Source organism: Streptomyces sp. NPDC002680 (assembly GCF_042889145.1).
Taxonomy (GTDB): Bacteria; Actinomycetota; Actinomycetes; order Streptomycetales; family Streptomycetaceae; genus Streptomyces; species Streptomyces adonidis.
In genome coordinates this window covers 463,686-484,863 of record NZ_JBIAQP010000004.1, presented here as the reverse complement: position 1 = coordinate 484,863, position 21,178 = coordinate 463,686, and the positions used below count along the sequence as shown (strand labels likewise).

Annotated in this window: 19 protein-coding genes and 2 pseudogenes; 13 read left to right on the top strand and 8 right to left on the bottom strand. The window is 71.4% G+C overall.

What is annotated here, in order from left to right; all coding sequences use genetic code 11:
- Genes ACFYXF_RS14545 through ACFYXF_RS14535 form a run of 3 tightly spaced genes read right to left on the bottom strand, consistent with a single transcriptional unit; the run spans window position 1 to window position 3,175 of the window.
- On the bottom strand, window positions 1-852 hold the full coding sequence (locus ACFYXF_RS14545) for a carbohydrate ABC transporter permease (protein WP_389349883.1): 852 nt from the start codon (window positions 850-852) through the stop codon (window positions 1-3).
- Window positions 849-1,832 carry a carbohydrate ABC transporter permease gene (locus ACFYXF_RS14540; RefSeq protein WP_389349882.1) on the bottom strand — a complete coding sequence of 328 codons (984 nt, stop codon included), beginning with the start codon at window positions 1,830-1,832 and terminating at the stop codon, window positions 849-851. Before ACFYXF_RS14540 ends, ACFYXF_RS14545 begins: the two co-directional genes overlap by 4 nt.
- A complete protein-coding gene (locus tag ACFYXF_RS14535) occupies window positions 1,829-3,175 on the bottom strand; it encodes an ABC transporter substrate-binding protein (protein WP_389349881.1) in 1,347 nt (448 codons plus the stop codon). The genes ACFYXF_RS14540 and ACFYXF_RS14535 overlap by 4 nt, the downstream gene beginning before the upstream one ends.
- A 206-nt stretch (window positions 3,176-3,381) precedes the next feature.
- On the opposite strand from ACFYXF_RS14535, the gene ACFYXF_RS14530 reads away from it, so the two are divergent.
- Window positions 3,382-4,605, top strand: coding sequence for an ROK family protein (locus ACFYXF_RS14530; RefSeq protein WP_389349880.1), 1,224 nt, complete (start codon window positions 3,382-3,384; stop codon window positions 4,603-4,605).
- A gap of 62 nt (window positions 4,606-4,667) precedes the next feature.
- Here the strand turns inward: ACFYXF_RS14530 and ACFYXF_RS14525 are convergent.
- From ACFYXF_RS14525 to ACFYXF_RS14510, 4 genes and pseudogenes are all read right to left on the bottom strand, one after another.
- Window positions 4,668-4,853: pseudogene (locus ACFYXF_RS14525) on the bottom strand (AraC family transcriptional regulator); the annotation flags it as partial.
- 12 nt (window positions 4,854-4,865) lie between these two features.
- On the bottom strand, window positions 4,866-5,876 hold the full coding sequence (locus ACFYXF_RS14520) for a Dyp-type peroxidase (RefSeq protein ID WP_389349879.1): 1,011 nt from the start codon (window positions 5,874-5,876) through the stop codon (window positions 4,866-4,868).
- Between the two features lie 152 nt (window positions 5,877-6,028).
- The gene (locus ACFYXF_RS14515; RefSeq protein ID WP_389349878.1) at window positions 6,029-6,568 is read right to left on the bottom strand and encodes a YbhB/YbcL family Raf kinase inhibitor-like protein; all 540 of its coding nucleotides are present in this window, start codon (window positions 6,566-6,568) and stop codon (window positions 6,029-6,031) included.
- A 43-nt stretch (window positions 6,569-6,611) separates the two neighbouring features.
- Entirely contained in the window at window positions 6,612-7,628 is a 1,017-nt protein-coding gene (locus ACFYXF_RS14510) for a carbon-nitrogen hydrolase family protein (RefSeq protein ID WP_389349877.1), read from the bottom strand.
- Window positions 7,629-7,800: 172 nt separating this feature from the next.
- On the opposite strand from ACFYXF_RS14510, the gene ACFYXF_RS14505 reads away from it, so the two are divergent.
- From ACFYXF_RS14505 to ACFYXF_RS14450, 12 genes and pseudogenes are all read left to right on the top strand, one after another.
- Window positions 7,801-9,603 (top strand): helix-turn-helix domain-containing protein, encoded by a 1,803-nt coding sequence (locus ACFYXF_RS14505; protein WP_389349876.1) that lies wholly within the window; start codon window positions 7,801-7,803, stop codon window positions 9,601-9,603.
- Window positions 9,604-9,819: 216 nt separating this feature from the next.
- A complete protein-coding gene (locus tag ACFYXF_RS14500; protein WP_369034263.1) occupies window positions 9,820-10,125 on the top strand; it encodes an MSMEG_0570 family nitrogen starvation response protein in 306 nt (101 codons plus the stop codon).
- Entirely contained in the window at window positions 10,122-11,444 is a 1,323-nt protein-coding gene (locus ACFYXF_RS14495; protein ID WP_389349875.1) for an MSMEG_0569 family flavin-dependent oxidoreductase, read from the top strand. Before ACFYXF_RS14500 ends, ACFYXF_RS14495 begins: the two co-directional genes overlap by 4 nt.
- Before the next feature lie 16 nt (window positions 11,445-11,460).
- Entirely contained in the window at window positions 11,461-12,276 is an 816-nt protein-coding gene (locus ACFYXF_RS14490; protein ID WP_389349874.1) for an amidohydrolase family protein, read from the top strand.
- A gap of 43 nt (window positions 12,277-12,319) precedes the next feature.
- Window positions 12,320-12,841 (top strand): MSMEG_0572/Sll0783 family nitrogen starvation response protein, encoded by a 522-nt coding sequence (locus ACFYXF_RS14485; protein WP_389349873.1) that lies wholly within the window; start codon window positions 12,320-12,322, stop codon window positions 12,839-12,841.
- A gap of 10 nt (window positions 12,842-12,851) precedes the next feature.
- Window positions 12,852-13,298: a hypothetical protein gene (locus ACFYXF_RS14480; RefSeq protein WP_389349872.1), complete on the top strand. Its 447-nt coding sequence runs from the start codon at window positions 12,852-12,854 to the stop codon at window positions 13,296-13,298.
- A gap of 12 nt (window positions 13,299-13,310) precedes the next feature.
- A pseudogene (locus ACFYXF_RS14475) lies at window positions 13,311-13,934 on the top strand (MSMEG_0568 family radical SAM protein); the annotation flags it as partial.
- A gap of 5 nt (window positions 13,935-13,939) precedes the next feature.
- On the top strand, window positions 13,940-15,547 hold the full coding sequence (locus ACFYXF_RS14470; RefSeq protein ID WP_389349940.1) for an MSMEG_0567/sll0787 family protein: 1,608 nt from the start codon (window positions 13,940-13,942) through the stop codon (window positions 15,545-15,547).
- Window positions 15,544-16,392, top strand: coding sequence for a carbon-nitrogen hydrolase family protein (locus ACFYXF_RS14465; protein ID WP_389349871.1), 849 nt, complete (start codon window positions 15,544-15,546; stop codon window positions 16,390-16,392). The genes ACFYXF_RS14470 and ACFYXF_RS14465 overlap by 4 nt, the downstream gene beginning before the upstream one ends.
- Window positions 16,389-17,225, top strand: coding sequence for a carbon-nitrogen hydrolase family protein (locus tag ACFYXF_RS14460; RefSeq protein ID WP_389349870.1), 837 nt, complete (start codon window positions 16,389-16,391; stop codon window positions 17,223-17,225). Before ACFYXF_RS14465 ends, ACFYXF_RS14460 begins: the two co-directional genes overlap by 4 nt.
- Window positions 17,222-18,307, top strand: a complete 1,086-nt coding sequence (locus tag ACFYXF_RS14455; RefSeq protein WP_389349869.1) for an MSMEG_0565 family glycosyltransferase — start codon at window positions 17,222-17,224, stop codon at window positions 18,305-18,307. The genes ACFYXF_RS14460 and ACFYXF_RS14455 overlap by 4 nt, the downstream gene beginning before the upstream one ends.
- An 83-nt stretch (window positions 18,308-18,390) precedes the next feature.
- Entirely contained in the window at window positions 18,391-19,044 is a 654-nt protein-coding gene (locus ACFYXF_RS14450; protein WP_389349868.1) for a TetR family transcriptional regulator, read from the top strand.
- A gap of 427 nt (window positions 19,045-19,471) precedes the next feature.
- Here ACFYXF_RS14450 and ACFYXF_RS14445 read toward each other — a convergent pair whose 3' ends face one another.
- Window positions 19,472-21,085 (bottom strand): MFS transporter, encoded by a 1,614-nt coding sequence (locus ACFYXF_RS14445; RefSeq protein ID WP_389349867.1) that lies wholly within the window; start codon window positions 21,083-21,085, stop codon window positions 19,472-19,474.
- Between the last annotated feature and the right edge of the window lie 93 nt (window positions 21,086-21,178).

Sequence of the window (21,178 nt, the reverse complement as noted above, 5' to 3'; positions counted from 1 at the left end):
TCAGCCCTTGAGGGCGCCGCTGAGCACGCCACTGATGAAGTGCCGCTGGAAGAACAGGTAGACGAGCATCACCGGGGCGATCACGATCAGCGTGGCGGCGGCGAGCAGCGGTACGTCGACGCCGAACTGCCCGGTGAAGAAGCCCAGTCCGGCGGGCGCCGTACGGCGGTCCGGGTCCTGGATCAGGATGAGGGGGAGCAGGAACTGGTTCCAGCTCCACACGAAGTACAGAACGCCCAGTGTGGTCACCGCCGGACGGGAACTGGGCAGCAGGATCCGCCAGAGCGTCGCCCACGACGAGGCACCGTCGAGGCGCGCCGCCTCGATGAGACTGCGGGGCATGGTCGCGAAGTGGGCGCGCATCCAGAACACCCCGAACGGCATGAACGCGCCGATCTCCGCGAGCGCCAGCCCCGGAACGGTGTTCGTCAGTCCCACGGCACGCAGGTCGTAGTAGAGCGGGATGACCGTGCCCTCGGTGGGGATGGACAGACCGAGCAGCAGATACGCGTAGAACCGCCCCCGGCCGGGCACGTCCAGGGTCGCCAGCGCGTATCCGGCCAGCGTCGCGCACACCACCGCGGCCGGCACCACGCACACCGCGATCACCACGCTCGACCGCAGCAGCGTGCCGAACCCCGCCGCCGACCAGGCGCGGGAGAAGTTCTCGAAGTGCAGCCCGTCCGGCAGGGCGAACCCGGTCAGCGGGGCGCCCGCGGGCTGGAGCGCCGCCAGCAGCAGCGAGGCGAACGGCACGAGTACGGCGGCCATGAACAGTACGAGGACGACGGGCGCCGCCAGCCGCCCCGCGAGCGCCCGTGCGGGTGGAGCCGTTGCGGTCAGTGACGTCACGGTGCCTCCCTGGACAGCCGGTTGATCACCAGGACGGCGACCGAGATGACCGCCGTCAGGACGATCGCCAGCGCGCTGGCCACCCCGACCGCGCCGCCCCCGAACGCCAGCCGGTAGATGAGGATGCCGGGGACGACCGTGCTGTTGCCCGGGCCGCCTCCGGTGGTGATGTAGATGAGGTCGAAGCTGGACAGGGCCGCGATCACGGTGATCGACAGCGCCACCGCGAACTCGGGTCGCAGCAGCGGGACGGTGATCGACCAGAACTCCCGTACCGGGCCCGCCCCGTCCATCCGCGCCGCCTCGTAGATCTCCTGGTCGATGCGCTGGGTCCCGGACAGGAACAGCACCATGCACAGACCCGAGACGACCCACGTCCCGATCAGCCCGACGGCCGGCAGGGCCCAGGTGAAGCTGCCCAGCCAGGCGTCGGCGAACCCGCCCAGACCGACCGCCCGCAGTCCCTGGTTGAGGATGCCGTCCTCGGCGTACACCCAGCGCCACAGGATGCCTACCGCGACCAGCGGGATGACCTGCGGCAGGAACAGCACCGTACGGACCAGCCCGGTGCCCCGGCGTCCGGCCCGCCGGGACACGATCGCCGCCGCGACCAGGCCGACACAGATCGGCAGCACCGAGAAGAAGAGGATCAGCGCGCCCGCATGCCAGGCGGCGGCGCGCAGTTGCGGATCGGTGCCTATACGGCGGTAGTTGTCGAGGCCGACGAAGGACGGGAGGGTCACGCCGTCCCAGTCGAAGAACGACAGGTAGGCGGTGTGCAGCATCGGCAGTACGGAGAACAGGGTGTAGGGGAGCAGGGCGGGCAGCAGGTACAGCAAGGCCACGGCCCGGCGTCGGCGGCGGCCGGACCGTGCCGTACGGCGGCCCCCGCGCCCGGCACGGTCCGGCGCGGGCTTCGTCGGGCGCGGGGCGGCGAGGGCGCGGGCGGGCTCCGTCAGTCGCCGGTCGGCAGTGGTCATTTGTGGTAGTTCTCGTAGTCCGTCTGGAGCCCGGCCAGGAACTTCTCGGGGGTCACCTTGCCGCCGACAAGCAGCTGGAGCTGGGTGGTGAGGGTGTCGCCCATCGTCGGGGTGGAGGAGTTCTGGATGAACGGCTGCAGCCCGGCGTCCTTGACGATCGTCTGCCAGCCCGCCTGGACATCGCCCAGCAGTCCTGTCTGGCTCGGCATGGCGCCCGCGTCGGGAGCCATGAAGCCCGCCTTCGCGGTGACGGCGGCGGCCTGAGCGCTCGCCGCGAAGTCGAGGAACGCGGCTGCCGCGGCCGCGTTCTTGGACTTGCTGGACACGCAGTAGTACACGCCGGCGCCGGTGGTACGAACCTTTCCGCCCGCCGTGACGGGCGGCATGTTGAAGTAACCGGCCCGCTCGCCCAGGCCCTTGGCCACCGCTGCCGCCGCCCAGTTGCCGCTGATCCGGAACACCCCCTCGCCCTTGGCGAACGCGGCGGTGGCGTCGTTGTCGCTGACCCCGTTCACCTTCGGGGTGACATACCCCTTGTCCACCCACCTCAGCAGCGTCTCGGCCGCCGTCTTCGCCTCCGGCAGCACGATGGTGGCGCTCTGATGGCCAAAGGCCCATGCCTCGCGGTCCTTCGGCGTCAGATAGGCCGAAAGCAGCACGTTGAAGGGGTGGTTGAGACCGCCGTCGAGATTCCCGGCGACCAGCGCGGTCTCACCGGCGGCCTTGGCCTTGGCGAAGAGCGCCTCCAGCTCCGCGAGCGTGGCCGGGGGAGTGGTCAGGCCCAGTTCCCTCGCCTTGGCCTTGTTGTAGTAGACGCCCTCGAACGACAGGCCCGCGCCCACCCCGTACAGGTCACCCGTGCCGACGGTCTTGCCGTCCGGGGTGAGGGTGATCTGGTCCAGGCCGGGGAACTTCTCCGCCCAGCCGTACGCCTTGCCGTACTCGCCGACCTTGAGCAGCAGCCGTCCGGGGACGAGGTTCTGCATGCCCGAGGTGAACTGGGCGATGTCGGGGGCGCTGTCGGCGGACATCGTGGTGTTGATGCTCTTGAGGTAGTCGTCCCAGCCCGTGTACTGGCGCTTGACGGTGATGTTGGGGTGCTTCGCACGGAAGGCCGCGAGCAGACCCGGAGTCATGGTGGTGTCGTCCGCGTCGGCGACCACCAGCGTGATCTTGTCGGCCGGTACGGCGGTGGAGACCGGGCCGGTGCTGCTCTTGTCGGACGAAGAGGCGCCCGGGGTCAGTTCACTGCACGCGGTGAGCGCCACGGCGCCGATCGCGCCGGTGGCCGTGAGGAACGTACGTCTGGACAGGGACGACGGACTGGGGCTCATGGGGCTCATGAGATCTCCTTGGCATGACGGGACAGAGGAGCCTAGGGAGAGGGCGTGCGGGGGGAGGAGAAGAAGGCGCCGTAGTTCGATAACGCAGTTGCGTTTTATAATCAGAGTGGGTCCGGCACGCGTCAAGGAGTCACGGCCGGATTGTTATCGTCGGGACGATCGGTGCCGGTCCCCGATGTGCCCGCTGCTCAGGAGGTTGATCATTGGTGCCGCAGACGTGGTGGCCGCTCGGCGGACTGCCGGAGCCGTCCCCGCCCGGGCGTGAACTCCCGGCGGTGGTGGGTGTCGCGGACCTGCGTGCCACGAACGCGGCGGCCGTTCTCGCCGCCGTCCGCTCGACGGACCCGCACCCCCGGCTCGCCGCGCTGGCCGAGGCGACGAAGCTCTCCCGGCCCACGGTCGAGGCGATCGTGGAGGAACTCACCGACTGCGGCCTCATCGAGGTCGCCCCGGCCGTCTCCGCCCGAGGCCAGCGCTCGCCCGGCCGCCCGGCCCGCCGCTTCCGCTTCCGCCCGCACGCGGGCTTCGTCGTCGGCGTGGACGTACGGGCCCGCTCGGTGAGCGCCTGTCTGGCCGACCTCGACGGCAAGCCGGTGGCCGTCGAACGGACGGCGGTGCGCGCCGACTTGGGCGGTCAGGCCCGCGCCCGTGCCGTAACCGCCGTAGTACAGCGCGCCATCGACCGCTCGGGAGCCGACGCCCCTCGGGTGTGGGCCGCGACGGTGGGCACTCCCGGTCTGGTGAACCGCGGCAACACCCGGATCCGGCAGGCCGACAACCTCAAGGGCTGGGCCGAGGCGGACATCGTCACCGTCCTGAGCGACACCCTCGGCTGCCCGGTGGCCGTCGAGAACGACGCCAACCTCGCCGCACTGGGCGAGCAGTGGCGCGGGGTCGGCGGCGCGGCCGACGAGATGGTGTTCGTCCTGCTCGGCGAACGCCTCGGCGCCGGAGTCATCACCGGGGGACGGCTGCTGCGCGGACACCGGGGCGCGGCCGGTGAGATCGGGTTCATCCGCTTCCCCGGCAGTACGTCGTCCCGGCCCGGCCTCGAACCCCTGGTCCCGGACAGTGTCCGTGGCGCCGCCTCGGGCGACCCGGAAGCGGTCGCGGCCATCACCTCGTACGGCCGGAGACTGGCTGCCGGTATCGCCCCGGTACTCCTCGCACTCGATCCGGCGCTGGTCGTGCTCGGCACCAGCCTCTTCCCCGTCCCCGGCGTGCTGCCGGCGGCGGAACTCCTCCTGACGGCCGCAGAGGAGGAGGCGGGCAGTCTCCTCGTCGACCTGCCGCAGTGGCGGCTGTCCGCGCTCGGCGACGAGGCCGTGATCACCGGCGCGGTGCGGTTCGCCCTCTCCTCCGTCGAGGAGGTGCTCCGCACCCGGCCCACCAGCCTTCCGGCGCGGGGCACGCTCGTAGAGCACTCGTAGGGTCGAGGACGCCTCGGGCGGCGGCCTCGCCGAGCGTCCGGATGATCACCCTGGCGGGGAGGTACGGGGACGCCACGCGCCTCGACGAAGGGGCGGCTCGTCCGGTTCGTACAGACGGGCATGTCACCGAGCAGGCCGAGCCGGGCGGGCACCAGCGCGCCGGAGCACTGGGCACTGACCAGCTGACGTGCGGGATCGAGCGGCAGCCTGGCGATCGGCCGGTCGTCGGTGACAACCCCTCTCCGTCTCCGTACGGCTGTCTATTGTTCCGCGGACAGGAGACCGTCGGCGGTCCGGGCGCGGGCCGCCGGTTCCGGGGCGGCGGGCGGGTCGTCGAGGAAGTCGACGGTGGGTACGTGGAACAGCGTGCCGGTGACCGCGGTGGAGAAGTCGAGCAGCCGGTCGTGGCTGCCCGGCGGATCGCCGATGAACATGTTGTCCAGCATGCGCTCGATCACCGACGGGGTGCTGGAGTAGCCGATGAAGTACGTGCCGAACTCCCCGCGCCCGGGCGCCCCGAACGGCATGTTGCTGCGCAGGATCTCCCGTTCGGTGCCGTCCGGGTCGGTGATGGACGTGAGCGCGACGTGCGAGTCGGCGGGCTTGACGTCGTCGGGCAGCTCGATGTCGGAGAGCTTCTCGCGGCCGACCGCCCGTTCCTGCGCCTCGACCGGCAGGGCGTTCCACGCCGGCAGGTCGTGCAGGTACTTCTGCACGATGACATAGCTGCCGCCGGTGAAGTCCGGGTCCTGGTCCGGATCGGCGTCGCCGATGACGACGGCGGTGTTCGCGGCGGGCCCGGTGGGGTTCTCGGTGCCGTCGACGAAACCGAGCAGGTCGCGTTCGTCGAAGTACTTGAAGCCGGACACCTCGTCCCGGACGGTGACCGCCCCGCGCAGCCGGTCCATCAGCTGGGTGGCCAGCTCGAAGCAGAGGTCCGTCCGGCGGGCCTTGATGTGGAAGAGCAGATCGCCCGGGGTGGCGGGCGCGGTGTGCTTGGCGCCGACGACCTCCCGGAAGGGATGCAGCTCGGCCGGCCTGGGACCGGTGAACAGCCGGTCCCAGGCTTCGGAGCCGATGCCGGCGACGCAGGTCAGCTCCCCTTCCGGAATCCGGAAGCCGACGGCCCGCACCAGACCGGAGAGGTCGGACAGCAACTCCCGTACGACCGGCTCCCCGCCGGGATCGACGGTCACGACCAGGAAGACGGCGGAGCTGGTGAGCGGGCTCAGTACGGACTGCGGGACGGGTTGCGGCTCGGGCACGGACATTCCCCAATCCTTCGGCGAGACTCTTCGACGAGACGCCCTGTCGAACGACGAGACGCCTGGTCGATCACGGAGACCGGACCCGATCAGCCTCTCACCGGAGCCCACTCCTTCGCGGCGTCATCGATGATCCGTCGGCCTGTCCGACGGGATTGTCAGGCGGGGGTCTCGGCGGTGGCGGTCAGGATCGCCCGGCCGAGGATGTGGCGAGCCATCGTGAAGCCGAGGAAGGCGGGGGTGGAGTCGGCCGGGATGCCGATGCTGTCGACGTCGAGGGCGTGCACCACGAAGACGTACCGGTGAGCGCCGTGCCCGGCCGGCGGGGCCGCTCCGATGAACCGCCCGGCGCGGGCGTCGTTCGGCACCTGGAAGGCACCCTCGGGCAGGCCCGATCCGATGTCGTCGCCGACACCCTCGGGCAGTTCTCCGACCGTCGCGGGGATGTCGGCCACGGCCCAGTGCCAGAACCCGGAACCGGTCGGGGCGTCCGGGTCGTACATCGTCACGGCGTAGCTCCTGGTGCCCTCGGGGGCGCCGCTCCACGCCAGCTGCGGGGAGACGTCCTTGCCGCCCGGGACGCCGAAGAGACCGGACATCTGCTCGACGGGCAGGGGAGCCCCGTCGGTCAGCGTCGTGCTGGTGAGGGTGAAGGCCGCTGCCTCGGGGAGGCGGGCGAAGGGGTCGTTGGCGCTCATCACGTCGTTCCTTTCACGGGACATGCGGGTGTCCAGGGGGTGTTCAGTCGGGCACGACGACATCCGCGCCGGACTCCCTCGCCTCGGTGACGGCCGCGTCGGCAGCCGGGTCGACGTACTCGACGCGCTCCTTCGGCCGGGGGTCGAAGGTGAGCCGGAAGACATCGGGGCGGGAGTAGTGGCCGACCGGGTCGTAGGCGTGCTTGGCGATGGCGAGGAGGTCGAGGTCGAGGTCGGCGTAGAGGATGCCCTCCTCGGTCTCCGGCAGCGGCTTGGCCAGTTCGCTGCCCTCGGGGCCGTAGATCCGGGTGAATCCGCCGCCCTGGAGCAGGAGTTCCCGCTTGGCGTCGGTGTCGCAGAACAGGTCCTGTCCCGCCTGGCCGACCGTGGCGCAGGGCGCGAGGACGAAGGTCTGCCCCTCGACGGCGTACACCAGGCTGACGGCCGTGTTCACCTCGGGCCCGAGCGCCGTCGCCATGCCCCGGTACACGGAGAAGCTCGGCCAGGAGGCGACATGGATCTGCTCGCCCTTGCTGTACATCGTGTACTTGGTGAGCGGCTGGATGTGCTCGGCGCAGTTCAGCGCGCCCAGCCGGCCGAGTCTGGTCTCGTGCACCTGGATGTCGCTGCCGTCGCCCTCGCCGAAGACGGTGCGCTCGGCGTGGGTGGGCTTGAGTTTGCGGCGTACGGCGAGCACGCGGCCGGTGTCGTCGATGGTCGCCTGGGCCATGTAGAGGCTGCCGGTGACGGTGCGTTCGGCGAAGCCGAGGACGACGAAGATCCGGTGCTCGGCGGCGGCAGCCGCGATACGGGCCAGGTGTTCTCCGTCGCGGGTCATGGAGTTCTGCGCGTACCGGGGGACGTATTGCATGCCCGCGATCGGGGAGTCCAGCCAGATCCACCACGGGTAGCCGGGCAGGAACACCTCGGGGAACGCGACCAGCTCGGCCCCACCGGCGGCGGCCTCGGCGATCAGGTCCACGGCGTGGGCCACACCGGCGTCGAGGTCCAGCCACTTGGGTTCGGCCTGTACGGCCGCTACGCGCACTACGGAAGCCATGTCTCGTACTCCATCTCGGCCGCGACGGCGTCTGCCGGGTTCGCTCGGTTCGCTCGTTGCCGGGAACGCTACGGCCGCCCCCGAGTCCGGCAGAGGTGCGAATCATCCACTCATCGAGGCTGTCCGGAGTATGATTCACCCACCCTGTGACCGTGGTGAGCTAGGACATCTCATGGACCGCACCGAGGACGAACCGCTCCAGCGGCAGCGCCGTCGGGAGCGGGAGCTGTCCAGCCTGTACGCCACCGCACGGTCGCTGACCGTGCTGCGCGGAGTCGAAGAGGTGCTGGCCAGTGTCGTCGGGCACGCCCACGACCTGATCGGCACCGACCTCGCCTATCTGGCGGTGCTGGAGGAGAACGGGACGTATCTGCGGGTGCGCGCCACGGCAGGCACGGTGACCCCCGGCTTCGGCGAGCGGACCCACGGGCCGGCCCATGTCGGCATCGCCGGGCGGGTCGCCACCACCCGGGCCCCGTACTGGACGAGCGACTATCTGGCGTCGACCGAGATCGTCCACGACCCGGGCATCGACAGTTCCATCGAGGCGGAGGGCATCGTGTCGATGCTCGGGGTCCCGCTGATCGCGGGCGGCCGGTTCCTCGGCACGCTGATCGCGGCGAACCGGCAGGAGCGGCCGTTCGTCCGGGACGACGTCGCCCTGCTGACCGCCTTCGGCGACCATGCGGCGGTCGCGCTGGAGAACGCCCGCCTGTACGACGAGAGCCGCCGCGCGCTGCACGCCCTGGAGACGGCGTACGCCACGATCGAGGCGGCCGAGGCCGTCCACGAGGCGCTCACCCGCGTGGTGCTGGCCGGCGGTGACGTGGGCGCCGTCGCCGACCTCGTCGTGGACACCCTGGGCGGCGGAGTCCTCGTCCTCGACCACGCCCAGCGTGTCCTCGTCGCGCGCGGAGAGCCCACCGACGAGGACGAGGCGAGGGTCCGTGAGCACGCCGTTCTCTCCTCCTCCCCGCCGATGGCCGAGGCGGTCGTCCAGGGCATCGAGGAGAGCCGGAGGTCCGGCCGTTGTGTCACCGTCGAGCGCGGCGACACCCTGCGGCACACCGTGGCGGCGGTCGTCGTCGGCGCGACCCACATGGGTGCCCTGGTCCTGTCCCGCCACGGTGACCCGGACCCGGTCGAGGCACGTACCCTCGAACGAGCGGCGCAGACCGCGGCCCTGCTGACCCTGACCCAGGACGCCGTCGTCCGGGCCGAGGAACGCGTCCGGGGTGAACTCCTCACCCAACTCCTCGCCGCCCCACGCCCGTTCTCCACCGAACTCGCGCTGCGCGCCCGCGCCCGGCACATCGAGCCCGGACATCTCGACACCGTCCTGGTGGTCGACGCGGCGAAGGACCGGCTCGGCGACACGACCCGGCTGCTGCACGGTCTCGCGGAGGAGTACGACGGTCTGGCGGGCGACCACCTGGGCGTCCCCGTCGCACTGATCCGCGCCCAGGACGCGACAGCGGCCGCGACGAGCGTCCACCGGCGACTGCGGCGCGTGCTCGACGCCCCCGTGCTCGTCTGCGCCGCGCCCGTCCCGCGCGGCCCGGAACCGCTCGGCGCCGGGGTCACCCTGGCCGGCCGCTGCTGCCGGTTGCTGCGCGGGCTCGGGGTGCGGGACGGCGGGACCAGCACGGAGCGGCTCGCGATGTACACCATCCTGTTCGATCCCGACCGGGAGCAGGACCTCGGAGCCTTCCTCGACGACTCCCTCGGCCGTCTCGTCGCCCACGACACCGAACGCGGCACCGACCTCCTGGGCACCCTCACCGCGTACTTCGCCAGTTCCCGCAACCTCGCCGGAACGGCCCGCGCCCTGCACATCCACACCAACACGCTCCTCAAGCGGATCGAGCGCATCGGGGGACTGCTCGGGCCCGAATGGCAGCGGCCGGACAACGCCCTGAAGCTTCAGCTGGCGGTCCATCTCCATGAATTGGCCCGACAGGTCGAAAAGCCCTGAGCGGCGCGGCAAGTTCACTTCTCCGTGGCGGCACGGCACCCGGCGCATTCGATTTGCCTCAGAGGCAACTCTGCGTGCACGGAATGGTACTTGGCGTGAGGACTACGTAACTCCGCTTTATTCCGGATGACGCCGTTCGGTAATTCGCGCTGGCTGAAGTGGTCGTCAGAAGCAGCGGCGAGGTGACCAACCTCGGCGCCCCGCATGGAGGATTTCATGCCTGAGCTGTATTTCCATGTGCGCTGGCCCGACGGAGAGACCCAGCGCTGCTATTCACCTTCCACGGTAATCGAGGACTACCTCGCCCCCGGTGGCGTCTACGAACTCGGCGACTTCCTGGAGCGGAGCCGGACGGCGCTCGGAATCGCGAGCGACCGGGTGCGCGAGAAGTACGGATTCGCCTGCACCGGCGCCTCCGACCAGTTGGCGCAGCTCGAACGGACGGCAGCCGCGTACGCCTCCCTCGACGGGGCCGAGGTCGCCGTCGAGGCACTGAGCAACGCCGACGGGAGCATGCGGTGAGCGCGCCACGGCTGGCCGGGGCCCACTACCCGGTGGCCGTCGTCGGCGGCGGCCAGGCCGGACTGTCGGTCAGCTACTGTCTGCGCGAGCGCGGCATCGAGCACGTCGTCGTGGAGCGGAACCGGGTCGGCCACGAGTGGCGCGAGCGCCGCTGGGACTCCTTCTGCCTGGTGACGCCCAACTGGCAGTGCAAACTGCCCGGTTACCCCTACCAGGGGGACGACCCCGACGGCTTCATGGTCCGCGACGAGATCATCCGCTACCTGGAGGGGTACGTCGCCTTCTTCCAGCCCCCGCTGCGGGAGGGCGTCGCCGTCACCGGACTGCGCCGGGGCGCCGGCGGAGTCTTCGAACTGTCCACCGGGGAAGGCGAGTTCACGGCCGACCAGGTGGTCGTGGCCGCCGGTCCCTACCACACCCCGTCCGTCCCGAGGATGGCCGAGCGACTGCCCGCAGGCATCGAGCAGATCCACTCCTCCCGCTACCGCAACGCGGACCAACTCCCCGACGGAGCCGTCCTGGTGGTCGGCACCGGACAGTCCGGCTGCCAGATAGCCGAGGATCTGCACCTGGCTGGCCGGCAGGTCCATCTGGCCGTCGGCAGCGCACCCCGCGTCGCCCGCTTCTACCGGGGCCGGGACTGCGTCGCCTGGCTGGACGACATGGGCTACTACGGCAAGAGCATCGACGAGTTCGACGACGCGGGCGCCGTCCGGATGCGCGTCAACCACTACGTCACCGGGCGCGACGGAGGCCGTGACATCGACCTGCGCGCCTTCGCCCGCGACGGAATGCGCCTGCACGGCCGGCTGACGGGCATCGGCGGCACCGACGGTACGCGCCTGGAGTTCGCCGACGATCTCAAGGTCAACCTCGACCGGGCGGACGCCGTGGCCGAGGGCATCAAGGACAGCATCGACGCCCACATCACCGCGCGGAAGATCGCGGCCCCCGACGAGCCCCGGTACATACCGGTGTGGGAGCCCTCCGAACAGGCGCCCGCCCTGGACCTGGCGGCGGCCGGCATCACCTCCGTCGTCTGGTCCACCGGGTTCACCCGCGACCACCGCTGGGTCGAGATACCCGCCTTCGACGGCCGTGGCTACCCCATGCACTGGCGGGGCGCCACCAGCACCCCCGGCCTGTACTTCCTGGGCCTGCCCTGGCAGCACTCCTGGGGCTCCGGACGCTTCGAAGCGGTCGGCAGGGACGCCGAGTTCCTCGCGAACCACATCGACGTCTCCCGCCGTATGGCCGACGTCTGCGGCACCCTCACCGGCGCCCCCAGCGAACTCGCCTCCGCGCTCCCGATCGGCTGAAGGAGGTACCCCGGCCATGGTCTTCGACGCACACCGCCACATCGGCGTCCTGCCCGCCTACCCCTTCTACGGCGGACCGCCCGTCAACCCCGACACCACCGCCCGCGCCACCGTCAAGCAACTCGTCGCCGACATGGACGCGGAGGGCACCGAACGCGCCCTGGTCATCCCCAACTACGGCGTCCCCGACCCCGATCTCGCCTTCTCCTTCAACGAGTTGGCGATCGAGGCCGCCCAGACCGACGACCGTATCCGGGCCGGGCTGTGGGTCTCCCCGCGCCCCGAGGACGAACACCGCACCGCGCAGGCCCTCGCCCTGGCCGGTGAACGGGGCGTGAAGGCGCTGAAGTTGAGCTTCCTGCTCGGCGGGCGCCCCACCGACCCGGCCTGCCGCCCGATGCTCGACCGGATCTTCCAGGAGGCCGAGCGCCACCGCCTCGTCGTCCACGTCCATACCTCTCCCGGCGCCGCCTCCGACATCGACGAGGTCGGCAACCTGGTCGACTGGTACGCCGACCGGGTCCCCGTCCATCTCGTGCACTTCGGCGGCGGGATGAGCGGCCACATCAAGCTCGTCGGCTCCCGGTTCTTCGACTGGATCACCGCCGGCAAGCGCGTCTACACCGACCTCTCCTGGGCCATCGGCTTCACCCCGCGCTGGCTGGCCCAGGAGATCGAGCGCCGCGGCATCGGCCACGACCGGGTGCTCTTCGCCAGCGACCAGCCGTGGGGCGACTTCACGGGCGAGTACGCCCGGCTCGCCGAAGCGACCGGCGGCGGCGAACTCGGCGAACTCGTCTTCAGGGACACGTTCGCCGCGCTGTACGACTGACCGACCTCCCCTCCCAAGTCCCGTACGCACAAAGGAGACAGCCATGTCCGAGACCGTCGAACTCAGCGAGATCGAGCAGAAGTCCCTCAGCGAGATCCCGCACCCCTCCCTCCCCGAGGGCACCAGCATCTACGGCGACACCAAGGTCTTCCCCGACTACAAGGCCGAGGACGGCGAGACCTACTTCACCCTCGTCCACGGCATCGCCCACGAGTCCTCGGTCTCCTTCGTCGCCGTCCTCCAGGCGACCCGCGCCCTGCGCAAGGGCTTCGAGACCGCCATCTACTTCTACGGCCCGGGTTCGCTCAACTGCCTTGCCACCCGCGGCTTCCCGACCGTCGGCAACTCCGCGTTCCCCGGCGAGCACAACATCAACAACCAGCTCAAGACGTTCATCGCCGAGGGCGGCAAGGTCTTCTGCTGCCGCTTCGGACTGTCCCTGCACGGCGCCCGCGAGGAGGACCTCATCGAGGGCGTCATCCCCACCCACCCCCTGGACGTCCAGGACGCGCTGATCCACTACGCGCGCAAGGGCGCCATCATCAACTCCACCTACCAGCTGTAAGGGGCAGGCCGTGAGCGTTGGCACCAACACAGCGGTGGACGTGCGGATCATGACCCGCGCCGAACTCGCCCTGCACGGCGTGGCGTTGGACGCGCCCGTGCGGCGGCCGGACGGCGCGGGGCCCAGCGACGACGGGCACGTCCTTGTCGACGGTGCCAACGCCGCGCTGCCCACCAACCCCGACAGCCCCTACTCCGTACGCGACGGCAAGGTCTGGCTCGGCGAGACCGACACCGGCCTGAGCCTGACCGCCGTACGCCGTCCCGAGTTCTACGGCCTGACGACCGCCGACGGCATCCGCTACGAGCAGATCGCCCGTCTGCACGGCGCCGACGTGCTCGCCACCACCGTCGTCCAGACCTGCATCCGCTACGCCGAGTCCGACCGCTGCCGTTTCTGCACCATCGAGGAGTCCCTGCGCTCCGGTGCGACGGTGGCCGCCAAGACGCCCGCCTAGCTCGCCGAAGTCGCCGAGGCGGCAGTGCGGCTGGACGGCGTCAAGCAGATGGTGATGACCACCGGCACGACGGCGGGCCCCGACCGCGGCGCCCGCAACCTCGTACGGTCGGTCAGGGCGGTTTTGGAAGCCGTACCCAGCCTGCCGATCCAGGTGCAGTGCGAGCCGCCCGGAGACCTCGTCTGGATACGGGAGCTGCACGACGCCGGAGCCACCGCCATCGGCATCCACGTCGAGTCCCTCGACGACGAGGTCCGCGGGCGCTGGCTGCCGGGCAAGTCCACCGTCCCGATGGCCGAGTACGAGGCCGCGTGGGACGAGGCGGTACGGGTCTTCGGGCCCAACCGGGTTTCCACCTACCTCCTCGTCGGCCTCGGCGAGGACCCCGACGAACTCGTCGCGGGAGCGGGGGAGTTGATCGACCGGGGCGTATACCCCTTCGTCGTCCCCTACCGTCCGATGGGCGGCACGCTCGCCGCCCGTGACGGGATCGGCGCCCCGAGCGCCGAGTCGCTGCGGTACGTCACCGAGGGCGTCGCCGCGAAGCTGCGCGCGGCCGGGATGAGCGGCGCCGACCAGCGGGCGGGCTGCGCGGCGTGCGGGGCGTGCAGTGTCCTGCGGACCGCGGGCGGGTGAGCGCCGTGTACCTCGACGGTTCCGTCGTCGTGCCGGCCGGGGACGGGCCGCAGGACATCCTCGCCCTCCTGGGCGACCGCAGCACACTCGCCCGGATGCTGCCCGCCTTCCGCGTCGGGGAGGCGGACGGCACGGCGGATCTGGCCGCCTACCGGCGGCTCCGCCGCGACGCCTTCGTCCACGAGCAGGGACTCTTCGCCCACCACGACCTGGACGACCGTGACAGCGACCCCCGGACCGTCGTCCTGGTCGCGCGGGACCCGGAGGGCACGGTGGTCGGCGGGGTGCGTCTCGGCCCGGTCACCGACGGCCCCGACATCGGCTGGTGGGCCGGCGGCCGGCTCGTCGTAGCCCGCGGCGCCCGAGGCCCGCAAGGCATCGGCGCGACCCTGGTCCGCGCGGCCTGCGCACGGGCGGAGACCGAGGGCGTGCTCCGCTTCGACGCAACCGTCCAGGCCCGCAACGAGATCCTCTTCAGACGACTCGGCTGGCGTCGGGTAAGAACGACGAGGGTCGCGGACACGCCGCACGTACTGATGCGCTGGCCGATCGACCGAATAACGAACCTCGTTGCGGCCACCAAGTCACCCCTCGGACAACTCCTGGCGGTTCTGCCAGGGCCGGCGGGCCACATTTCCGGCCAGGACCCGGTCGGCGGGTCCCTGCGCGAGGAGGCGCGGGCCATCCCCGGCGACCCCGGCGGCCGGTCGCCGAGTTCGGACACGCGCCCCGATAGGGGCGCGGGGAACTGCGCGACAAGCCCCCACCGGCCCGCGGTCAACGAACCACCGGGCGGCCCCGGATTCGTAGGCGACGACGGAGCCCCAGTACCCGGCACAGACCTCATCGCCGCCTGCGATGCGATCGTGCCGTCGATGGTCGAGCGCGACCCCGAGTGGGCGGGCTGGTGCTCTGTCCTCGTCAACCTCAACGACCTGGCCGCGATGGGCGCTTCACCGATCGGCCTCCTCGACGCCGTGGGCGCGAAGGACATCGCCCACGCCCGACAGATCCTCGCCGGACTGGCCCGCGCAGCGCAGACGTACGGCGTCCCGGTCCTCGGCGGACACACCCAACTCGGCGTACCCGCAGCCCTGTCGGTGACCGCACTCGGCCGCACCGCACACCCCGTCCCGGGCGGTGGCGGACGGCCCGGACACGCCGTACGGCTCACCGCCGACCTCGGCGGCGACTGGCGCCCGGGATACCGGGGCCGCCAGTGGGACTCGTCCAGTCACCGTCGTACGGACGAACTGCGCGCCATGACCGGCGCGGTGGCCGCCGCGCGACCCGCCGCCGCCAAGGACGTGTCGATGGCCGGGATCGCCGGGACGCTCGGCATGCTCGCCGAGGCGAGCGGCTGCGGTGCCGTCCTCGATGTGGCCGCCGTGCCCAGGCCGGGCACCGCGACGGCGGGCGACTGGCTGACCTGCTTCCCCGGCTTCGCGATGCTCACCACCGACGAACCCGGCGCCCCACCGCTCCCCGCCGGGCCCGCGACGGGTGCCGTCTGCGGGGAGCTGACGGACGGACAAGGCGTCGGGCTGCGCTGGCCCGACGGAGAGATCACCGAAGCGGTCACCTCCACGGTGACCGGGATGGGGACCGCATGACCACCCTGCGTATGGCGGCCGTGGCCGCCGAGTTCGGCCGCGACCTCGAAGAGGACTTCGCGATCGCCGAGCGGCTGATCAAGGAGGCCCGGGAGGAGGGCGTACGGCTGCTCGCGCTCCCGGAGGCCTGCCTCGGCGGCTATCTGCTCAGCCTCGACGACGACAGCGCCCTGGACGAGGGCCCGCCCGCGCTCGCCCTCGACGGCCCCGAGATCGCCCGACTGGCCGCCCTGGCCGGGGAGATGACCGTCGTCGCGGGCTACTGCGAAGCCGCAGGAGACACCCGCTACAACAGCGTGGTCTGTGTCAACGGCGACGGCGTCCTCGGCAACCACCGCAAGGTCCACCAGCCGCTCAGCGAGGACGCCAGCTACGCCTCCGGGGACCGGTTCCACGCCTTCGATACACCGGTCGGCCGGATCGGCATGATGATCTGCTACGACAAGGCGTTCCCGGAGTCGGCCCGCGCGCTCGCCCTCGACGGAGCCGAGATCGGCGTGGTCGTCTCCGCCTGGCCGGGCGCACGGACCAACGCCGTCACCGACCTGGTCAACGACCGCTGGAAGCGCCGCTTCGACCTGTTCGACCGGGCCCGCGCCCTGGAGAACCAGATCGTGTGGATCTCCGCCAACCAGGCGGGTACCTTCGGGTCGCTACGCTTCGTCGGCAGCGCCAAGGTCGTCGACCCCGGCGGCGAGATCCTCGCCGAGACCGGAGTCGAAGCAGGCCTGGCTGTCGCCGAACTCGACGTCGCCCAGGCCCTGGAGACCGCCCGCCGCTCCATGGGGCACCTGCGGGACCGGCGCCCGGAAACCTATACGTACGCAGGAGCAGTCACCGCATGAGCAGCATCCGGATCGCGGCCGCCGCCGCCCACTTCGGCCGCGACCTGGAGTTCGACCTCGCCCGTATCGCGAAACTCATCGACGACGCGCGAGGCTCGGGCGCCGGACTGCTCGTCCTGCCCGACGCCGCCCTCGGCGGCTACCTCGCCGACCTGCGCCACCCCGACCCCGAGGCCCTGCCCCCGGCCCTCAAGCCCGACGACCCCGCGATCCTCCAAGTAGCCCGCCTGGCCGCCGAGATGGTGGTCTGCGTCGGCTACTGCGAGGACGGCGGCACCGAGCGCTACAACGCCGCCGTCTGCGTCAGCGGCGACGGCGTCCTCGGCCGTCACCGCAAGGTCCATCTCCCGGCGGGCGAGGTCGCCGCGTACGCGCCCGGGGACCGTTTCGACGCCTTCGACACCCCGGTCGGCCGGATCGGGATGCTCATCGACTACGACAAGACGTTCCCCGAGTCGGCCCGCTCCCTGGCCCTGGACGGCGCCGAGATCCTCGCCTGCCTGTCCGCGTGGCCCACCAGCATCACCAACCGCGCCCCGCGCATGGCCCAGGACCGGCAGGCCAAGCTCTTCGACCTGTACGACCAGTCGCGCGCCGCCGAGAACCAGGTCGTCCTCGCCTCCTCCAACCAGACCGGCGCCATGGGCGGCATGCGCTTCCTCGGCCAGTCCAAGGTCGTCGGCCCCGGCGGCGACATCCTCGCCCGCACCTGGGCCAAGGCGGGCCTCGCGGTCGCCGAGGTGGACGTCGCCGCCGAGATCGACCGCGCCCGCCGCGTCCTGCGCCATCTCGACGAACGCAGGCCCGCCGCCTACCGGGAGACCCCGTCATGACCACGCTGAGGATCGCCCTGCTCAGCTATTCGACCAGGCCGCGCGGCGGCGTCGTACATACCCTCGCCCTTGCCGAGGCGCTGGCCGCCGCCGGACAGGACGTCACGGTGTGGTCGCTGGGCCGGGGCGGCGACGCCACCTTCTTCCGGCCCGTGGACCCGGCCGTACGCGTCCGGATCGTGCCCTTCTCCGACGGACCCGAGGACGAGACGGTCGGGGAACGCGTCCTGCGCTCCATCGCGACTCTGCGCGCGGCCTTCGACCCGTCCCCGTACGACATCGTCCACGCGCAGGACTGCATCAGCGCCAACGCGGCGGGCCCCTGCGTCCGTACGGTCCACCACATCGACCACTTCACCACCCCCGAACTGGCCGCCTGCCACGAACGGGCGATCGTCGAGCCGTACGCGCACGTCTGCGTCTCCCGGTCGGTCGCCGACGAACTCGCCCAGGGCTGGGGACTCAAGGCCGAGGTCGTCCCCAACGGGGTGGCGTACGAGCGGTTCGCGACCACCGATCCGGCGGCGCGGGCGGCATGGCGCGCGCGTCTGGGCCGGTACGTCCTGACCGTCGGAGGCATCGAGCCCCGCAAGGGCTCCCTCGACCTCCTGGAGGCGTACGCCCTGCTGCGCGCCGAACATCCCGACGTGCGGCTGGTCGTCGCGGGCGGGGAGACCCTGTTCGACTACCGCGACTACCGGGCCCGCTGGGAGACCCGGGCGTCGGAACTCGGCGTCGAACCCGTCGTCCTCGGCCCGGTCCCCGACGAGGAGCTCCCGGCCCTGGTCGCAGCCGCCGGGGCCTTCGCCTTCCCCTCCCTCAAGGAGGGCTTCGGGCTCGCCGCGATGGAGGCACTGGCCGCCGGAGTCCCGCTGGTCGTCCGCGACCTCCCCGTCCTGCGCGAGGTCTTCGGCCCCGCCGCCCGCTTCGGCACCACCCCGCAGGACCTGGCCGACGAACTCGCCCGAGCCCTCACCCACCCCGACCCGGCCCGCCGATCCGCCGGCCGCCGACTGGCCGCCCACCACACCTGGGCCACCGCCGCCCGACTCCACCTGGACTTCTACCGCTCCCTGAGGTGATCGGCGGGAGTACGGGGCCCACCAGGGTCGGCGTGCCAGAATGGGGCGCCCGTCTGTCGTCCGTTCCCCATCGAGGTTCCTCCGTGTCCCAGCCCGTCGGTCGTGTGCCGCAGCGACGCAACGCGCGGTCCAACCGGGCGCGCATCCTGGCCACCGCGCGCCAGGAACTCGGCCGGAACCCCGACATCACCCTGGAGGAGCTGGCCCGTGCCTCCGGTGTCGTCAGGCGCACGCTCTTCGGGCACTTTCCCGGACGGGCGGCGCTCCTGGACGCGCTGGCCGAGGAGGCCGCCGAGGCCCTCCGGGACGCCGTGGGGGTCGGCACGCGGGGTGAGGAGCCGGCCGAGCGGGCGCTCGCGAACTTCGCGTTGTCGATGTGGCCGGTGGGCGACCGCTACCGGATGCTCCTCGCGCTCGCCCAGCGGGACCTGGGCATGGCACGGGTCGCCGAACTGCTCCAACCCGCCCGTGTCACGGTCACGGCCATCGTGGAGCGGGGCCAGCGGGACGGCGTCTTCCACTCCCATCTGCCACCGGCGGTACTGAGCGCCGGCCTGGAGGCGATGACGATCGCCCTGCTCGAAGAGGTCAACACCGGAGCGCTGGAGGACGACGGCACCCGGGTGGCCGTCGCCACACTCATCGCGGCGGGGGTCCCGGAGAAGCGGGCGAGCGCCGTGGTCGACGAGGCAGCGGCCGAGTCTGCGTCTGCGTCCGAGGCTGCCGCCGAGGACTGAGCCGCGGGCGGCGAACGCCTGGACCGGGGGGCTGCCGTCGAGCGTGGACCGTGCTCTGGAGAGGGCGTCGGGGCCGTCGCGACGTACGGGACACCGACCGGTCGAAGGGCCGCGTCTGCGAGTGGGGTCCGGAAGCCGCCGACCGGAGCCGATCCGGAGCGGGGAGACCCGACCGACGTGACGTCGCGTCGCGTGCCCGGTGGCGGGCAGCGGGCCCCATCCACGCGGGACAACCCCGAACCTCGACCGACCGTGGGCCCCGTTGCGTCGGGCCTCAGGTGCGGGCGAAAAGAGAAGGGGACGGACGGTGCCGGGTGTCCCCTCCCGGCACCGTCCGGGGCCGTGCGCCGCTCAGGCACAGCCCGTTCTGGGGTGGTGGAGGCCGGAAGGAGTCCCCGGCCTCCGGGCCGCGCGGCCCAGGTGCGACTCAGACGGCGTCCACGGTCGCGTTCTCCTCCGGCGCCTCGGCCGGTTCCTGCGGACCCTGCTTCGCCGAGCGCCCCCGGCCGGGCAGGACGGCGATCACGATCAGCGTTCCGGCCGCCATGATGACCGCGCCGATCAGACTGGTGTGCGCGATGGCGTGGGCGAAGGACTCATGGACCGCGTCGATCAGGGTCTGCGCCTGCTGGGGGCCGCCGTCGGGGTTCTTGGCGACCTGCTCGGCGACCGCGAGACCGCCGCCCACCGAGTCCTTGGCCGTGTCCATCGCCTCGGCCGGGAGATGACCGCCGACCAGACCGGTCAGCCTGTCCTTGTACGAGGTGGCCAGGAGCGACCCGAGGATGGCGATGCCCAGCGAGGCACCCAGTTCCAGCGCGGTGTCGTTGGCGCCGCCGCCGACGCCCAGCTCCGACTCGGGGAACGAGCCCATGATGGTGTCGGTGGCCGGGGCCAGGCTCAGGCCGATCGCGAAGCCGAGCATCAGCAGCGGCGCCACGAAGTCGGTGTACGTCGAGCCGGACTCGATCCGCGTGAGCAGGAACACGCCCGCCGTACCGATCACCATGCCGGTGCCCACCACCAGCTTCACGCCCAGCTTCGGAGCCAGCCGCCCGGTCACCGCGGCGCCGACGAAGACGGCACCGGCCAGCGGCAGCAGCCGTACGCCGGTCTCCAGCGCGTTGTAGTCGAGGACGAACTGCAGGAACTGGGTGGAGTAGTAGATCGAGCCGAAGGTGCCGAAGAAGAAGAACAGCACCGCGAGCATCGACCCGCTGAAGGGACGCTCCGCGAACTTGCGCACGTCCAGCATGGGGTGCGGATGACGCAGCTCCCAGGCGACGAACGCCAGCAGACCGACACCGGCGACCACGGCCGCGGTGATCGGGCCGACGCCCCAGCCGAAGTGCGGGCCCTCGATGGTCGCGTACACCAGGGAACCGACGGAGACGATCGAGAGCAGTCCGCCGACGTAATCGATGCGGCCCATCTTCTCGGCCTTCGACGGCGGCACCAGGAGGAGCACGCCGACGACACCGAGGGCGGCGAGCGGGACGTTCATCAGGAACGTTGAGCCCCAGGCGTGGCTCTCCAGCAGCCACCCGGCGGCCAGCGGACCGGCGGCGATGGCGAGACCGGAGGTGGCGCTCCAGGCCGTGATCGCCTTGGCCCGTTCCGCCCTCGGGAAGATCGCGACCAGCAGGGACAGCGTGGCCGGCATCACGACCGCCGCGCCGACACCCATGATCGCGCGGGAGACGATCACCAGACCGGTCTCGTCGACCAGACCGCCCATCACCGAGCCGCCCGCGAAGATCAGCAGCCCCAGGATCAGGGCGCCACGGCGGCTGTACTTGTCGCCGATCGAGCCCAGTACGAGCATCAGCGCGGCGTACGGGACGGTGTAGCCGTCGATGACCCACTGCAGATCGCTGCTGGACAGGCCCAGATCCCGGGTCATGTCCGGCGCCGCCACGATCAGCGACGTGTTCGCCATGACGACGATCAGCAGGCTCAGACAGAGCACCAACAGGGCCCACCAGCGGCGGGGATAAGGCTCCGTCATCTTCTCGGCGGGGGTATTCACAAAGAGCGGCATCGAAAACTCCTCGGCGGGGGTGAAGCGGAGGCTTCGGGGGTGGGGGATCGGCGTGAGCAGTTAATTGCTCATCCATGTGCAGACTAGTTTGTT

Bases quoted from the DNA above. Each gene is read 5' to 3' on its own strand.
- ACFYXF_RS14540 (WP_389349882.1), bottom strand. From the start codon at position 1,832: ATGACCACTGCCGACCGGCGACTGACGGAGCCCGCCCGCGCCCTCGCC.
- ACFYXF_RS14535 (WP_389349881.1), bottom strand. From the start codon at position 3,175: ATGAGCCCCATGAGCCCCAGTCCGTCGTCCCTGTCCAGACGTACGTTC.
- ACFYXF_RS14520 (WP_389349879.1), bottom strand. From the start codon at position 5,876: ATGTCCGTGCCCGAGCCGCAACCCGTCCCGCAGTCCGTACTGAGCCCG.
- ACFYXF_RS14515 (WP_389349878.1), bottom strand. From the start codon at position 6,568: ATGAGCGCCAACGACCCCTTCGCCCGCCTCCCCGAGGCAGCGGCCTTC.
- ACFYXF_RS14510 (WP_389349877.1), bottom strand. From the start codon at position 7,628: ATGGCTTCCGTAGTGCGCGTAGCGGCCGTACAGGCCGAACCCAAGTGG.
- ACFYXF_RS14505 (WP_389349876.1), top strand. From the start codon at position 7,801: ATGGACCGCACCGAGGACGAACCGCTCCAGCGGCAGCGCCGTCGGGAG.
- ACFYXF_RS14500 (WP_369034263.1), top strand. From the start codon at position 9,820: ATGCCTGAGCTGTATTTCCATGTGCGCTGGCCCGACGGAGAGACCCAG.
- ACFYXF_RS14490 (WP_389349874.1), top strand. From the start codon at position 11,461: ATGGTCTTCGACGCACACCGCCACATCGGCGTCCTGCCCGCCTACCCC.
- ACFYXF_RS14485 (WP_389349873.1), top strand. From the start codon at position 12,320: ATGTCCGAGACCGTCGAACTCAGCGAGATCGAGCAGAAGTCCCTCAGC.
- ACFYXF_RS14465 (WP_389349871.1), top strand. From the start codon at position 15,544: ATGACCACCCTGCGTATGGCGGCCGTGGCCGCCGAGTTCGGCCGCGAC.
- ACFYXF_RS14460 (WP_389349870.1), top strand. From the start codon at position 16,389: ATGAGCAGCATCCGGATCGCGGCCGCCGCCGCCCACTTCGGCCGCGAC.
- ACFYXF_RS14455 (WP_389349869.1), top strand. From the start codon at position 17,222: ATGACCACGCTGAGGATCGCCCTGCTCAGCTATTCGACCAGGCCGCGC.
- ACFYXF_RS14445 (WP_389349867.1), bottom strand. From the start codon at position 21,085: ATGCCGCTCTTTGTGAATACCCCCGCCGAGAAGATGACGGAGCCTTAT.